The organism is Frateuria flava (assembly GCF_017837635.1).
Taxonomy (GTDB): Bacteria; Pseudomonadota; Gammaproteobacteria; order Xanthomonadales; family Rhodanobacteraceae; genus Frateuria_A; species Frateuria_A flava.
In genome coordinates, this window is the sequence record NZ_JAGJRS010000013.1 from 129858 (window position 1) to 145410 (window position 15553).

The 15553-nt window shown below is 68.6% G+C and carries 14 protein-coding genes; 6 read left to right on the plus strand and 8 right to left on the minus strand.

Annotated features, from left to right (window positions below; genetic code table 11):
- Position 1 precedes the first annotated feature (1 nt).
- From J7I44_RS05910 to J7I44_RS05930, 5 genes are all read right to left on the minus strand, one after another.
- The gene (locus J7I44_RS05910; protein WP_209617328.1) at positions 2-907 is read right to left on the minus strand and encodes a glycosyltransferase family 2 protein; all 906 of its coding nucleotides are present in this window, start codon (positions 905-907) and stop codon (positions 2-4) included.
- A gap of 14 nt (positions 908-921) precedes the next feature.
- The gene (locus J7I44_RS05915) at positions 922-2139 is read right to left on the minus strand and encodes a polysaccharide pyruvyl transferase family protein (protein WP_209617329.1); all 1218 of its coding nucleotides are present in this window, start codon (positions 2137-2139) and stop codon (positions 922-924) included.
- A 143-nt stretch (positions 2140-2282) separates the two neighbouring features.
- Positions 2283-3665 carry a UDP-glucose dehydrogenase family protein gene (locus J7I44_RS05920; protein ID WP_209617893.1) on the minus strand — a complete coding sequence of 461 codons (1383 nt, stop codon included), beginning with the start codon at positions 3663-3665 and terminating at the stop codon, positions 2283-2285.
- A gap of 40 nt (positions 3666-3705) precedes the next feature.
- On the minus strand, positions 3706-5922 hold the full coding sequence (locus J7I44_RS05925) for a polysaccharide biosynthesis tyrosine autokinase (RefSeq protein ID WP_209617332.1): 2217 nt from the start codon (positions 5920-5922) through the stop codon (positions 3706-3708).
- A gap of 24 nt (positions 5923-5946) precedes the next feature.
- Complete coding sequence (locus J7I44_RS05930) at positions 5947-6381, minus strand: low molecular weight protein-tyrosine-phosphatase (RefSeq protein ID WP_209617335.1); 435 nt, start codon at positions 6379-6381, stop codon at positions 5947-5949.
- Between the two features lie 657 nt (positions 6382-7038).
- Between J7I44_RS05930 and J7I44_RS05935 the strand changes: the two genes are divergently transcribed.
- Positions 7039-8121 (plus strand): polysaccharide biosynthesis/export family protein, encoded by a 1083-nt coding sequence (locus J7I44_RS05935; protein WP_209617338.1) that lies wholly within the window; start codon positions 7039-7041, stop codon positions 8119-8121.
- Positions 8122-8232: 111 nt separating this feature from the next.
- On the opposite strand, the gene J7I44_RS05940 is transcribed toward J7I44_RS05935, so the two are convergent.
- On the minus strand, positions 8233-8574 hold the full coding sequence (locus tag J7I44_RS05940) for a Rieske (2Fe-2S) protein (protein WP_209617348.1): 342 nt from the start codon (positions 8572-8574) through the stop codon (positions 8233-8235).
- A gap of 75 nt (positions 8575-8649) precedes the next feature.
- Between J7I44_RS05940 and J7I44_RS05945 the strand changes: the two genes are divergently transcribed.
- The 5 genes from J7I44_RS05945 to J7I44_RS05965 all read left to right on the plus strand — a co-directional run bounded on the left by J7I44_RS05945 (position 8650) and on the right by J7I44_RS05965 (position 12963).
- Entirely contained in the window at positions 8650-8922 is a 273-nt protein-coding gene (locus tag J7I44_RS05945) for a hypothetical protein (RefSeq protein ID WP_209617351.1), read from the plus strand.
- A gap of 72 nt (positions 8923-8994) precedes the next feature.
- Complete coding sequence (locus J7I44_RS05950; RefSeq protein WP_209617355.1) at positions 8995-9861, plus strand: methylated-DNA--[protein]-cysteine S-methyltransferase; 867 nt, start codon at positions 8995-8997, stop codon at positions 9859-9861.
- A 148-nt stretch (positions 9862-10009) separates the two neighbouring features.
- Complete coding sequence (locus J7I44_RS05955; protein ID WP_209617358.1) at positions 10010-10396, plus strand: VOC family protein; 387 nt, start codon at positions 10010-10012, stop codon at positions 10394-10396.
- A 27-nt stretch (positions 10397-10423) separates the two neighbouring features.
- Entirely contained in the window at positions 10424-11335 is a 912-nt protein-coding gene (gene yedA, locus J7I44_RS05960; protein WP_209617362.1) for a drug/metabolite exporter YedA, read from the plus strand.
- Between the two features lie 209 nt (positions 11336-11544).
- Positions 11545-12963: a short-chain fatty acid transporter gene (locus tag J7I44_RS05965; RefSeq protein WP_209617364.1), complete on the plus strand. Its 1419-nt coding sequence runs from the start codon at positions 11545-11547 to the stop codon at positions 12961-12963.
- Between the two features lie 88 nt (positions 12964-13051).
- Here the strand turns inward: J7I44_RS05965 and J7I44_RS05970 are convergent, their stop codons facing one another.
- Both J7I44_RS05970 and J7I44_RS05975 read right to left on the minus strand, forming a co-directional pair.
- Positions 13052-14368, minus strand: coding sequence for an ABC transporter permease (locus tag J7I44_RS05970; RefSeq protein ID WP_209617368.1), 1317 nt, complete (start codon positions 14366-14368; stop codon positions 13052-13054).
- Between the two features lie 11 nt (positions 14369-14379).
- Positions 14380-15546: an ABC transporter permease gene (locus J7I44_RS05975; RefSeq protein ID WP_209617371.1), complete on the minus strand. Its 1167-nt coding sequence runs from the start codon at positions 15544-15546 to the stop codon at positions 14380-14382.
- Between the last annotated feature and the right edge of the window lie 7 nt (positions 15547-15553).

Consider the following 15553-nt stretch of genomic DNA (forward strand, 5'->3'; position numbering starts at 1 on the left):
GTCAGCTCGCCTGGTCGGCCTGGGTGGCTTGCGTGCCGGTGGCGCGCGTGCCTGAAGAGAACCGGCGCGCATAGGTAATGGCGCGTCGACGTGCGTGGCGGACCACGCCCAGCACGGCGGCCACGCGCATCCGGGCGCCGCCGATCAGGCCCTGTTCGTGGAGCGCACGGCGCACGTCGATCGCGGCGGCATACATCGCCTCCATGTCACCGCTCAGACCGCCGGCGCCGAACGGCGGCTTGTGCCACGACGCCAGCACCGGCTCGATGCGCGCGCAGCGGTAGCCGGAGAGCAGGATCTGCGCCCACAGCATGAAATCCTCCGCGCGGCGGCGGCGCTCGTCGAAGCGGAACGGCAGGTCGCGGCGCAGCACCATCGACGCGGTGGGGAACGGGCTGCCCAGCAGCGGCAGGCGATTGGGCAGCACGCGCACCGCGACCGGGCGACGGAACGCCGGCGGCGGATCGGTGCGTGCCTGCACGTTCATGCCGTGCGCCAGCAGCGCGATGCCCGGATCGCTGGCGAGCACGTCCATCTGGATCGCCAGCTTTTCCGGGTGCCAGGTGTCGTCGGCATCCAGGAAGGCGATATACGGCTGGCGCGCCTGTTCCCAGCCGCAGTTGCGCGCCGCGCTGGGCCCGCCGTTGCGCGGCAGCGTGAACACGCGCACCCAGCCGTCCGGATAGTCGGCGGCGACCTGGTGGAGGCGCTCGAGCGTGCCGTCGCCGCTGCAATCGTCGACCAGCAGCACTTCGGCCGGCGGCAGCCGTTGCGCGGCGACCGAGGCCACGGCCGGGCCGATGGTGTCGACGCAGCGGTAGCAGGGCACCACCACGCTCACCGGCGCGACCTTGCTGTCGGGGGCGAGCGCGGGGCGCGTCGGGTTGTCCGTGATCAGGGTCGGCATGGGGGCTCCCGGTGTCAGCACAGGCAGTCGTGGACGCGCGCGGCGGCCGCGCGCGCGGCCAGTTGCCATTCGGCGGTGCGCTGCTCGAGCAGGCTGCGCAGCGTGTCCTCGCGCTGCACCATCTGTTCGAGCGCCTCTCGCAACGTGGTCGCCGAAAGGTTGCGCGCCTGCAGCACCATTTCCTGGTTGCCGAACATGTCGCGATTGATGCCGCAGGCCTTGACGCTGTACGCGATCGACACGGTGGGCACGCCGCTGGACAGCGCCGAGATCACCGGATGCGCGCGCGCGCCGATGAAGAAGCGCAGGTAGCTGATGACGTACTTGGTCTGCACCGCATTGAAATCGTTGGGCATCATCTTGACGCAGTCGCCCAGGTCGGCCAGCCGCGCCAGCAGCGGTTCCATGTAGGCCGCATCGCCGCCGCGCGGGTCCTCGCGCAGCGGATCGGCGTGCGGGATCAGCAGCACGCCCAACTGGTATTCCTTCACCGCGTGGCGGATGAAGGCGGCCAGTTCGGCGTGCAGATCCTTGTCCTGACGCTTGTGCCGTTCGATCAGCCGGCTCACGTTGAGGCCCAGCACGTGGCCCTCGCCGCGCGGCCAGAACGGTGCCAGGTCGACCGGCTCCTTGCCGAGCATGAACGAGGGCTCGGCCATCCGGATCACGTTGCGCAGGCCCAGCTTGTGGACCAGGTAGTCGTGGCTCATCGATTCGCCGGCCGCGACGAAATGCATTCGCGCCAGGTGGCGCGTGACCGGCTCGACGAATTCGGGCTCACGCTCGAACGGTCCGACCGAGGCGCCCCACAGCATCACCGGCTTGCCCATGTCCATGGCCCAGCCATCCACGCTCATGATCGGCGAGGGGATCCGGTAGTCCAGCGAATAGTTGTCACCGCCGACCGCCAGCACGGCATCGACCGATTCGAGCTGCCGGCGCAGCCAGCGCGGCATCGGAAACGGCCAGCCGGCGCGCTTGATCAACGGCAGCGGAAGGCTTTGCAGCTGCACCCAGTAGCGCGAGGGCGGCGGCAGATAGGCGCGCACCAGACGCACGCCGTCGCTGGCGGCGGTCGGCCACTGCGCGCTGTCGCGCGCGATGTTGACCGAAGGTACCAGCACCTCGACGTCGCCGAATTGCTCCTTCAGCAGGGTGACCGTACTGCGCACGATGGCCTCGCAACCGCGGTTGCGAAACGTGCGCTGTCCGGAGAGGTAGAAGCGTTTCACGAGAGCGTCCTGGCGTGTGAGTGCGAGTGAGGGTGGATGAGCAACCTGCATCCGGTGCGGACCGCGACATCGTCCGGATGCCGTTCTGCGCGGCGGCAGTCGCCCGTCGGCCGCGGCTTGTCGCGGCCGACGGGCGATGCGTTTCAGGCCGTAGCGGCCGGCCGCAGCATGGCCGCCGACGGCACGGGAACCGAGGCGAGCGAACGCCCGCGCCCGATGCCGTAATAGGCCAGCCCCATGTCTTCCACCTGCGCCGGGTCGTACAGGTTGCGCCCGTCGAAGACGGCCGGATCCTTGAGCACGTCGCGGATGCGCGCGAAGTCCGGCGCCCGGAACGCCTTCCACTCGGTCACGATCGCCAGCACGTCGGCGCCGTCCAGCGCCTCGTAAGCGTCCTCGCACAACGTCAGGTCCGCCCGCTCGCCGTAGATGCGCGTGGTTTCCGCGCGCGCCTCCGGATCGAACGCGCGAACCTTGGCTCCGGCGGCCCACAGCTGTTCCATCAGCCGGCGGCTGGACGCCTCGCGCATGTCGTCGGTGTTGGGCTTGAACGCCAGGCCCCACAACGCCACGGTCTTGCCCTTGAGCGCACCGCCGTAATGGCGCTCGATCAACTCGAACAGCTTGCCCTTCTGGGCGTGGTTGACCGCTTCCACCGCACCCAGCAGCCTGGCGTCGTAGTCGACCGTGCGCGCGGTGCGCTCCAGCGCCTGCACGTCCTTGGGAAAGCACGAGCCGCCGTAGCCGCAGCCGGGGTAGATGAAGTGGTAGCCGATGCGCGGGTCCGAGCCGATGCCGCGGCGCACCTGCTCGACGTCCGCGCCGACCCGCTCGGCGATGTTGGCGATCTCGTTCATGAAGCTGATCTTGGTCGCCAGCATCGCGTTGGCGGCGTACTTGGTCAGCTCGGCCGAACGCTCGTCCATCACCACCGTGCGGTCATGGTTGCGGTTGAATGGCGCGTACAGCTTGCGCAGCACTTGGGTGGCGCGCTCGCTTGAGCTGCCGATCACGATCCGGTCCGGGCGCAGGCAGTCCTCCACCGCGTCGCCTTCCTTGAGGAACTCGGGGTTGGAGACCACGTCGAACGGGATCACCGCGCCACGCTCGGCCAGCGCCTGCGCGATGGTCGCGCGCACCTTGTCGGCGGTGCCCACCGGCACCGTCGACTTGTTGACCACCACCGCGTAGCGATCGAGGTGCTGGCCGATGCTGCGCGCCACTTCCAGCACGTAGCGCAGGTCGGCACTGCCGTCTTCGTCCGGCGGCGTGCCCACCGCGATGAAGATCACCTCGCCGTGGTGCACCGCAGGCTCCGCCTGAGTGGTGAAGTCCAGCCGGCCGCTCTCAAAGTTGCGCTTGACCATCGGCGACAGGCCCGGCTCGAAGATCGGCACCTCGCCGTTCTTCAGGCGCGCGACCTTGCCCGCGTCCACGTCCACGCAAAGCACGCGGTTGCCCATTTCCGCCAGGCAGGTGCCGGTGACCAGGCCTACGTAGCCGGTGCCGAACAGGGTGACTTTCAGTGTCATGCGAAATCCTTCTGATTCGAGGAGGGAGGCTGTATCAGGCCTTGGCGCCGGCGTACTCGTAGTACGCGTAGGCGTAGTAGCCCGCGCTGCGCTTCTCGACCGCGTTGAAGATCGCGCCCTTGACCGGCACGCCGTTCTGCTCGAAGCGCTGCTTGGCCAGCGCGATCTCGCGCGCCTGGTTCACGCCGAAGCGCACGACCATCAGGCTGGTGCCCACGTGGTGGCCGATCACCGCGGCATCGGTCACCGCCAGGATCGGCGGGGTGTCGATGATGATCAGGTCGAAGCGCGGCTTGAGCTTCTCCAGCAGCGCGGTGAAATGCGAATGCATCAGCAGCTCGGACGGATTCGGCGGGACCTTGCCGCGCGCGATGAAGTAGAGGTTGTTCGCCCCCTCCACCGTGCGCACGGCTTCGGACAGGCCGATCTGGCCGGAGATCAGTTCCGACAGGCCCTGCTCCGGGCGACCGCCGACCACGGTGTGCAGCGCGCCCTTGCGCATGTCCGCATCGATCAGCAGTACGCGCTGTCCCGCCTGTGCGATCACTGCCGCCAGGTTGGAACCGACGAAGGTCTTGCCGGCGCCCGGACCCGGGCTGGAGATCATCAGCAGGTTGTTCTTGGCCTCCAGGCGGGCGAAGTGCAGGCTGGTGCGCAGGCTGCGCAACGCCTCGACCGCGAGGTCGTCCGGCGCGCTTTGCGCCAGCAGGTGTTGCGCATAGGCTCCTCGCCGCACGCGGCCGTTGCGATCGGTGATCTCGCGCTCGGCGGCCGACAGCGGAACGCAGGCGTACACCGGCAGGCCGACGTGTTCGATGGCGGCCAGGTCTTCCACGCCACGGTTGAGCAGCTGGCGGATGAAGATGAAGGCAAGCGCGAGCAGGCCACCCAACGCGGTGCCGGCCAGCACCAGGATGGTCTTGGGCGGCCACACCGGACGGTTGGTGTTGGTCGCGGCGCGGTCGACCACGCGCACGTTGCCGACGGTGCCGGCACGGGCGATGTCGAGCTGCTGGGCCTGGTTGAGCAGGTTAGTGTAGGTCTCGTTGCTGACCTGCACGTCGCGGGTCAGGCGCAGCAGTTCCTGCTGCGTATCGGGCAGGTGGCCGACCTGCTTCTCCAACGCGTTCTTCTTGCCCTGCAACTGGCCGATCTGCGCGGCGAGTGCCTGGTAGGTCGGATGGTTGGAGGTGAACTTGCGCTCGACGTCGGCCATCTGCATGCGCAGGTTCTCGATCTGCGTATCCAGGGCCACCGTCTGGTCGAGCAGGCCCTTGGTCTGCAGGCTGATGTCCACCGAATGAGCGCGCATCTGGAACGCATTCAACGCGGCGGTCGCCTTCTCAAGGTCCATTTTGACCTTGGGCAACTGCTCCTTGACGAACTTCAGGCTGTTGGCCGCTTCGGCGGAGTTGCGCTCCACGTTCTGCTGCACGTACAGCGCGCTGATCTGGTCCAGCAGCTGGGTGGCCAGCACCGGATCGGCGTTGTCGTAGGTGAGCACGATGATGCCGGAGTCCTTGCCCTGCTCGGTCGCATTGATCGCGCCCTGCAGGCCCGTGATCGTGCCCAGGTGCGAGTGGCGCGCCACGTCGAACACGGTGCCCGGATTGGCGTGCAGCGCCTGCACCTGCATGGTGATGCCGTTGCCGGTGGCCGACTCGCCCACGCGACCGGTCAGCAGCACGTTGTCGCCCGCATCGGTCAGGGTGTAGGTGCCATGCTCGCCGGCGACGAGGCGCAGCTGCCGGTCCAGCAGGGCCGAGGGTACGTCGAGCTGGAAGATGTCCAACTCCGCGCCGCCCCAGTCGTAGCTGTCCATGCCCATGAACGGCGGCGCCACGTCGCCCGGCATCTGCGGGTTGTAGCTGCGCGCCATGTAGTCGCCGATCACCGGGAAGCGTTCCGGCTTGGCGGTGATGTCCAGCTTGAGGTTGTTCACCGCCTGCCCGATCACCGTGCGAGAGGTGATCAACGCGATCTCGGTGGTGGCCTGCGAAGAGGTGGCGCCGAGCGTCTGCGACAGGTCGTCCAGACCCGGCAGGCTGGGCACCTTCTGCTCCACCTGCACGGTGGCGGTGGCCTCGTAGATGGGCGTGGTCAAGGTGGCGTACACCACGCTGATCACGAAGAACACCGCGGTGACGCCGATGATCAACCATTTGTGGTCGAGCAACGTGCCCAGCAGTGCATGCAGGTCAATGTCGTCATCGCGACGCGGTGAGGACGGGAAGGTCTGTTTGGTGGTCATAGCCCGATTCCTAGGCTGAGGGGTTCACAGGTAGCGCAGCCAACTGCCGACGCCACGTTCGATTGAGGCGTGTACTTGCTCGAAGACACTGCGCGAACGTCGAAACGGATCCGGCACGTCGCTGCCCGCGTGCCATTTGTCGAAAAGAAAAACCTTGCCGCTCGCCTCCGGCGCGAGCTTCACCACGGAATTCAGATGTCGGCGCTCCATCGCCAGGACCAGGTCCGCCTCGCGCAGCATCGAGGGCTCGAGCTGCCGCGCGCGGTGTTCGCTGGCGTCGATGCCTTCGTCCTCCAGCAATGCGGCGGCGTTCTCGTCGATCGGCCGCCCCACCAGCGCGCCCAGGCCAGCGCTGCTGACATGGATGTCGCGCTCGCCGAGCTCGCGCCGGAACAGGAATTCCGCCACCGGGCTGCGGCAAACGTTGCCGACGCAGACCACGAGGATGCTGTTGAACACGATCCGCACACTCCCGAATACCCAAGGCCATGTGGCCCCTGTTGATGCCCCGCCAACCGGACGCACGATGAGCGCCGAACCGGTCGGGAGAGAGTCGGCAGTCTAAACTCCTGTTCCGTGAAAAAATCATGTTGGACACTCCCTTCATTTACGTGAAGAAAATGCTTTCCCGGGTGCATCTTTTCTTCACGCCGGCTGGCCTCGCCATATCGCCAACTCGAAGACTCCGCTTTCTCACCGCATTCACGAATGATCGCGTTAGATTCGTCGAGCCCGCTTGGCAACCGTTCCATCTTCGGGGGGCCCAACCCATGCACATGTTGAAGCTCGTGCTTCCGCTTGCCGGCTTGCTGATGACCGGACAGGCCTTGGCACACAAGGCATCTCACGCTACGGCTGCGCGCCCGGCGGCCCTCGGGTCGCTACAGGTCCAGTCCGGCGGCATCCCCGCCGCGCTGCTCGACGGCGTTGGTGGACGAAGCGTGCGCGTCACGGCGGGAAGGTCCGCCGTGGAGGCAACCGTGAAAAACACTGATACACCCGCTCGCATTAACCGTCGCCATTAGCCAAAAATGCCGCTGCGCGGACGGTTCTGACGAGTTCATTCATTCATTCGTCACGATTATCCAAGTAGTGGCCCAGCAGAAAGGACGCATTATGAAAACGCTACCCGCAGTAGCCCTCCTTCTCTTCGCCCTCGCGCTGAACGGCTGCGCGATCGTTCCCGGCCAGCGCATGGACGAGGGCGCACTGCAGCGCGAAGACAGCCATATGCAGCTGTTGCAGATCACGCCCGAGCTGGTGGAGAGCAGCCAGGCGCAGGCCAGCACGCTTCCGCAGGAGTTGCTGTCGTACCAGCCGGAGGACTACCGCATCGGCGCGGGCGACACGCTCTACATCACCGTGTGGGACCACCCCGAGCTGACCTCGCCCGCGGGCTCGCAGCAGCAGACAGTCGCCAACGGCCGCCTGGTGCGCCCTGACGGCACGCTGTTCTATCCGTACGCCGGCACCATCAAGGCGGCCGGACTCACGGTCGAGGAATTGCGCCAGTCGCTGACCAAGAAGCTGAGCAGCTTCGTGCGCGAGCCGCAGGTGGACGTCAACGTGGTCGGCTACGGCAGCCACCGCATCACGCTGGAGGGTGCGTTCCAGCACACCGACGCGCAGGTGCTCAACTCGGTCCCGGTGACGTTGTCACAGGCGATCGGCGTGGCCGGCATCAACACGCAGGAAGCGGACCTGTCCGGCTTCACGCTGACCCGCGACGGGCAGACTTACCCGATCGACCTGACCGCACTCAACCAGGGTGCCGGTGGCCAGATCTATCTCAAGCCGGGCGACAAGCTGTTCCTGCCGTACAACGACAACAAGGAGGTGTATGTCGTCGGTGAGGTGATCCGCCCGCAGGCCATCACTTTCAAGACCACCGCGCTGACCCTCACCCAGGCGCTGGGCCGTGCCGGTGGCCTGAGCCCGGTCACGGCCTCGGGCAACGCGGTTTATGTGATCCGCGGTTCGGAGAAGCTCACCCAGACGCCCGCGCAGGTGTTCCACCTCAATGCGCGCTCGCCGGCGTCCTATGCCCTGGCGGACAACTTCCGCGTGAAGCCGGGCGACGTGGTGTGGGTCGGCGCGGCCGGCATCACCAAGTGGAACCGCTTCCTGAGCCAGCTGCTGCCGCTGTCGGGCCTGATCTATCAGGCGGCCGGTACCGCCGATCGCGTCAACAACCCCTGAGGCAAGGTTTGGCTGGCGGGCCAGGGAAGGCCCGCCGGCATGGACGAGAAGAGGCCCGGCGCAAGCCGGGCTTCTCTTTTTGGCGCCCTCTCCCCCGAGGGGAGAGGGCGCTCAGTCGCCGGCCAGCCAGACCATCCCGCGCTCCACTCTGACCGGCACGGTACGCAACGACTGCCCGCGGCAGGGCCCGCCCACGCAACAACCGTCCCCGGTGCGGAAGCTCGCCCCGTGCACCGCACAGATCAGCGTGCCGCGGCTGATCAGGAACTGGCCCGGCGCCCAGTCCAGCCGGCGCCCCGCGTGCGGGCAGACGTTGATCCAGGCGCGCGCTGCCTCGCCGTCGCGGAAGACGATGAGATTCTCCGGGCCATCCGGCAGGTCGGCGTCCACGGCCACCGCCGTGCCGTCGGGAATGTGATCGAGGCGGCAAAGCGCCCCGGGGGGTAGGTCCATCGGCACTTGCCTCGGGGGCGTGAAAGCCCCATCGTTGCGACGTAAGTCGTTGATTTTACCACACGGATTTTTAACATGCGCCTGTTCCAGCTGCCCTCCTCCCGCTCCCGCCACCCGCTCGCGCGCGCCCTCTCGCTGGTCGTGGGGATTGCCGTGCTGGGCGTGATGCTGGTGTTCGGCCTGGTCGTCGCCGGCGTGCTGCTGGTCGGCGGCGGGCTGTGGCTGGCGCTGCGCCAGTGGAACCGCGCGCGTGCGGTCGGTCGCGCGACGCCTGCCGCGGCCGCGCGTCCGCAGGTGCTCGAAGGCGATTTCGTGGTGTTGCACGAGGGTCGCCCGGCCGCGCGTTGACGCGCAAGAAGCGGATGGCCGCGCCGCGGCCGTCCCTCCAGACTGGCGCCATCTGGAAACCGGAACGCCGCCATGTCCGCGATCGAACCGCTTGAACAGGCCCGCCGACTGCTCGACGAGGCCGACACCGCGCCCAGCCTGGACGCCCTCGCCAGCGCGGTTGCGCTGAGCCCCACTTACCTGCAGCGCGCCTTCCGCCGGCGCTTCGGCATGAGCCCGGCCGAATACCATCGCTCGCGCCGCTTCGGCCAGTTCAAGGCCGCCCTGCGCGAGGGCGCGGCCGTGACCGACGCGGTCTACGAGGCCGGCTTCGGCTCCGGCAGCCGCGTCTACGAACACAGCAACCGCCTGCTCGGCATGACCCCGGCCAGCTACCGCGCCGGCGGCGCCGGGGCGAGTATTCGCTACACCACGACGGGCACGCCGCTGGGCCGGTTGCTGGTGGCCACCACCACGCGTGGCATCTGCGCGGTCAACCTGGGCGACGACGACGCGGCGCTCGAGCGCGGACTTGCCGAGGAATTCCCGCATGCCACGCGCGAGCGCGTCGACGCCGGGCGCGAGGAATGGCTCGACGCCGTGATCGCGCGCATCGCCAGCGAACTGGGCTGGAGCGATGCCGCGGCGCCCGCCATGCCGCCGCTGGACATCGCGGCGACCGCGTTCCAGTGGCGCGTGTGGGAGGCCCTCACCCGCATTCCCGCCGGCCAGACCCGCAGCTACCGCGCGCTTGCCACGGAGCTGGGCGATCCCAACGCCGCCCGCGCGATCGGCAACGCCTGCGGTAACAACCGTCTGGCGCTGATCGTGCCGTGCCATCGGGTGGTGCGCGAGGACGGCTCGCTGGGCGGCTGGCGCTGGGGCGTGGATCGCAAGCGCGAGCTGTTGGCGCGCGAGCGCAGCCGGGTCGCCGCACCGGAGCGCCGCCGCGCTTCTTGAGCCTCGCTCAAGGCTGGTTTGAGCACGGCGCGCTACCGCGGCATGGCCGCTCCCGCTATCGTGCGCGCTTCGGGCAATGACCCCCACGCATCGACGCCGGCTCCGCCGGCTGCCGGCGTTTGCCCCTGGCCCCCGACGGATCCTGCCGATGCCCACGCACAAGCCTGCCGGCCACAATGCAGTTTCGCCCTACCTGCTGGTGACCGATGCACGCGCCATGCTCGGGTTTCTGCAGGCGACTTTCGGCGCAGAGGAACTCCATCGCAAGGCGCGCGCGGACGGCTCGGTGATGCACGCCGAAGTGCGCATCGACGATTCGGTGGTGATGCTCGGCGAACGGCCGGACGGGCGCGAGCCGGTGCGCTGCTCGACCCACGTCTACGTACCGGATGTCGACGCCTGCCACGCCGCCGGTATCGCCGCCGGGGCCTACAGCGTGTCCCCGCCGACCGATCAGCCCTACGGCGACCGCTCGGCCGGGCTGCGCGACCCCCAGGGCCATCTGTGGTGGATCGGTACCCACCTGGTCCGCTGATTTCCCTCCCCTCGCACGGCCCCTCCCATGTCCGCCATCGACGACGTTTCCGCCGCTCCCGCCCGCACGCAGGATGAGCCGCGCCTGCTGATCCCGCTCGGCCTGTTCACGCTATACGTGGTCTGGGGCTCCACCTACCTGGGCATCCGCTACGCGCTGGAGAGCTACCCGCCCTTCCTGCTCGCCGGCGTGCGCTTCCTCGGCGCCGGCCTGGCGATGTACGGCTTCCTGCGCCTGCGCGGCGTGCGACCGCCGACGCGCCGGCAATGGCGCAATGCGGCGGTGACCGGCGTGTTGCTGCTGCTCGGTGGCAACGGGCTGGTCTGCTACGCCGAACAGAGCGTGAGTTCGGGCATCGCCGCGGTGGCGGTGGCGAGCATGCCGTTGTTCGCTGCCGTGTTCTCCGGGATGTACGGCCAGTGGCCCAGCCGACGCGAAACCGTCGGCCTGCTGATCGGCTTCGCCGGCGTGGTGGTGCTGAACCTGGGCAGCGGGCTGTCGGGCTCGCGGCTGGGCGCGCTGGCGCTGATCGTGGCGGCGATGAGCTGGGCCTTCGGCTCGGCCTGGAGCAAGCGCCAGGACATGCCGCCCGGCCCGATGAACACCGCCGCGCAGATGCTGTGCGCCAGCGTCGCCTTGCTGCTGGTCGGCTTCGGCACGGGCGAGCATCTGCCCGCGCATCCCACGATGCGCGCCACGGCGGCCCTGGTGTACCTGGCGCTGTTCGGTTCGATCCTCGCCTTCAGCGCGTATCTCTACGTGCTCAAGCATGCGCGCCCGGCGCTGGCGACCAGCTACGCCTACGTCAACCCGCCGGTGGCGGTGCTGTTCGGCGTGCTGCTGGCCGGCGAGCACGTGGGGCCGTTCGACCTGGGCGGGATGGCGATCATCCTGGTCGGCGTGGGCGTGATCACGCTGGCGAAGAAGCCGGCCCGTTAGATAGGGCCCATGGTAGGAGCGCACCCTGTGCGCGACCGTGGGACACTGGGTCGCCGGCAACTACCGGCCATCGCCAGCATGCCGGTTAAAGCTCGCCTGCTTTAGGGTGTCGGGGCAAACGGCGGTAATGGCGGTCGCGCACAGGGTGCGCTCCTGCAAGGGTTGTCCCCGTGCCAACATGCCGGCTGGTCAAGGCAACGGAGCACGGCATGGACTCCTCGCAGCAAGGTCTGCCCGCACGCGCGGCATTGCGTTGCGCCGCCTGGTCCGAACGCTGGTTTCCCGACGCCTGGGTGTTCGCCGCGCTCGGCCTGGTGCTGGTGGCGTTGGCCGCGCTGGGTTTCGGCGCCACGCCCGCGACGACCGTGCAGGCCTTCGGCGACGGCTTCTGGAGCCTGATCCCCTTCACCATGCAGATGGCGTTCGTGGTGATCGGCGGCTACGTGGTGGCGAGCGCGCCGATCGTGGCGCGGCTGATCGATGCACTGGCGCGCGTGCCGAAAAGCGGCCGCGGCGCGGTGTGCTACGTGGCGCTGGTCAGCATGCTGGCCTCGCTGCTGTCGTGGGGTTTTTCGCTGGTCTTCGGCGGCCTGCTGGTGCGTGCGCTGGCAAGACGCCCGGCGCTGGCGATGGACTACCGCGCCGCCGGCGCCGCGGCCTACCTCGGCCTGGGTGCGGTGTGGGCAATGGGCCTTTCGTCGTCCGCGGCGCAACTGCAGGCCAATCCGGCCAGCATGCCGCCGGGACTGCTGGCGATCACCGGCGTAGTGCCGTTCACGCAGACGATCTTCCTGTGGCAGTCGCTGCTGCTCACCGCGGTGCTGATCGGCGTATCGCTGCTGGTGTGCTGGTTCACCACGCCGACCGGCGCGGGTGCACGCACCGCGCGCGATTGCGGCGTGGCCGATGCGGACGCGCTGCCCGTGCTGCCGCCACGCACGCGACCGGGCGAATGGCTCGAGTACAGCCCGCTGCTCTCGCTGCTGGTCGGCGTACTGGGGCTGGGCTGGCTGCTGCGGCGCTTCGCGAGCCTGCCGGCGGCCGTGGCGATCGCCGACCTGAATACTTACAACCTGTTGTTTCTCACCGTCGGCCTGCTGCTGCACTGGCGCCCGCGCAGCTTCCTGGACGCGGTGGCGCGCGCGGTGCCCAGCACCGCCGGCGTGTTGATCCAGTTCCCGCTCTACGGCGGCATCGCCGCGCTGCTCACCCACGCGCCCGGCGCCGACGGCGCCACGCTGGCACACCGCCTGGCCGGCGTATTCGTGCGCGTGGCGACCACCGACAGCTTTCCGCTGGTGATGGGCGGCTACTCGGCGGTGCTGGGCTTCTTCGTGCCCTCCGGCGGCGGCAAGTGGCTGGTCGAGGCGCCCTACGTGATGCAGGCGGCCCGCGACCTGCACGTGCACCTGGGCTGGGCGGTGCAGGTCTACAACGCCGCCGAGGCACTGCCCAACCTGATCAACCCGTTCTGGATGCTGCCGCTGCTGGGCGTGCTGGGCCTGAAGGCACGCGACGTGGTCGGTTTCACCTTCATCCAGCTGCTGGTGCACGTGCCGTTGGTGCTCGGGTTGCTGTGGGCGCTGGGCCTGACGCTGGACTACGTGCCGCCGCTGATGCCCGGGTGACGGCAGGCACGTAGGGTGGGCTTCAGCCCACCATCCACCCGTTCGCGAGAGGGGATGGTGGGCTGAAGCCCACCCTACGTTTCCTGGCTCACGACTCGCGCAGTGCCGTGGTCACTGGCAGCCGTGCAGCGCGCACGGCCGGGAACAGGCCGCCAATGAAGCCGATCGCGAGCGCCCACTTGAGGCCGGTCCACAACAGGGCGGGCGTCACGTGCAGCTGGAAGCTCATCTGCGCGGTAGTGCCCGCGGCGAGCGTCGAGGCGGCGAAGCCGTTGAACGCCAGCCACGCCAGCAACCCGCCGAGCACGCCGCCGAGCAGCGCAAGCAGCATGGTTTCGAGCATCACCGCCACCACCACCGGCGTACCGCGGAAGCCGATCGCGCGCAGCGTGGCGATCTCGCGGGCGCGGCCGGCGACCGCAGCGAACATGGTGTTGAGCGCGCCGAACACCGCGCCGATCGCCATGATCACGCCCACCACGATGCCGATGATCCGGATCGCCTGGCTGGTCTGCTCGGACTGCTTGCTGAAGTAGTCGAGGGTGGTCTGGACGTCAACCTGCAGGCGCGGGTCGCCCTTGAGCGCGGCCTTGAATCCGTCGAAGGCGTTGGCGCCGGTCAGCCGGGCGAACACGGAGGTGCGGCTGCTGCCGCGCCGGTACGCCGAGGCGACCACGTCGGCATCGCTCCACAATTCCGAATCGGTGGCGTTGCCGGAGGCGAAGATGCCGGTCACCGTCCACAGCTGGCTGCCCAGCTTGATCTGGCTTCCCGGCGCCAGCCCCGCGAACTGGCGCTGCGCGCCCTTGCCGGCCACCAGCTCACGCAGGCCCGGCTTGAACGTGCGCCCGGCGATGATCTTCACCTCGGGGCGCACTGCCCAGGCCTGGTCACCGACGCCGCGCAGCTGCACGCTGCCCTCGTCGCCACTGCCATCACGGAGCGGCAGGTTGGCCGCGACCACCAGTTCGGGCGAGGCAATCGGCTTGCCGGCCTTGTCGCGTGCGATGCCGGGCGCCTCGGCGATGGCGAGGACGGCGTCGTGTTCGAGCACCGAGGAGACTTCCGAGGCCGAGCCACCGCGCAACACGATGGCCGTATCGGTACTGCCGCTGTTGCTGAGCGCCTCGCTGTAGCCCACGCCCATCGCCAGCAGCGATACCAGCACCGCCACCACGCCGGCGATGCCGACCACCACCACCGACGACGAGCCGATGCGCTGGGGCAGCGTGCTAACGCCCACGCTGGTGGCCGAACCGGCCTGCCGGCCGGCGCGGGTCAGCTGCATCCACAACAGGAACAGCACCGCCAGCGCCAGCAACACCGGCCAGGGCAGCGCGGCCCAGGCCACGATGCTCGCCACCACCACCAGGGCGAGCAGGACTCCACGCAGAAACGATTTCATGGCTTTCTCCTTTAGCGCCCGGCCAGTGCATCGACGATGTTCAGGCGCATCGCGCGCATCGCGGGCAGCAAGCCGACCAGGAGGCCGATCGCCAGCATCAGCGCGACGCCGATCGCCCAACTGCTCGCCGGCACCGGCGGCATGCTGACCATCCCGCCAGTTCCTGCGCTGAGCAACGGTCCCAGCACCGCGGCCAGCCCCAGCCCCAGCACGCCGCCCAGCAGCACCAGCGCCACCGACTCGGCCAGCACGAGGCCCAGCACGCTGACGCTGGAGAAGCCGATGGTCTTGAGCACGGCCAGTTCCGAGGTGCGCTCGCGCACCGCCTGCGCCATCGTGTTGCCGGTCAGCAGCAGCAGGGTGAAGAACACCGCGCCCATGATCGACACGACGATGAAACCGACGTCGGCCATCTGCTTGATCCACTGTGCCATCGCGGCCTGTTCGGTCATCGTCCGGGTTTCGTGATCCGAGTTGGCCGACAGCGCGTCGATCGCGTTCGCCACGCGGTCGGACTGGCTGGCGTCGTTCACGCGGGTGACGTACCAGCCCACCCGGCCACGGTTGTACGGGTTGGACTCGTCGAAGTACTTCCAGTGCATCAGGATGCCGCCCTGGAGCATCTGCTTGTCGTCGGGCTTGCTCGCGTGGATCACGCCGACGATGTCGAAGCTCCAGTTCTTGCTGCCGTCGCGGTTGGGAAAGATGTTCGACTGCAGAGGCAGCTTGTCGCCGACCTTCCAGTGGTACTTCTTCGCCAGCAGGTCGCCGACCAGCACGCCGGTGCGGGTCTGTTCGAAGGCCTTGCGTTCGGCCGGCGAAACCGCGACCTCCGGGTACATGTCCACGTAGTTGTCGCTCACCGCGAAGGTGAAGATCTGGTTGTGCGGGTCCTGGTAGGCGCCGCCGAACCAGTTGGCGTAGGCCACCATCTTCACGCCCGGCACTTGCTCCATGCGCGCCTGCAGCGACTGCGGCAGGGTCTCGATGAAGGAAAGCTTCGAGCCGGTCTGCAGGCGCTCGGCGCCGGCGGCGCTCTTGCCCGCGTTGGCGAAGCTGGTGCGCACGCCGTCGAGCATGCCGAACAGCAGGAACGCCGCCAGGATCGACACCAGCGTGAGGATCGTGCGCGTCTTGCGCCGCCACAGCGCGGCCCAGATCAGGTGCAGGTATTTCATGCGAGCC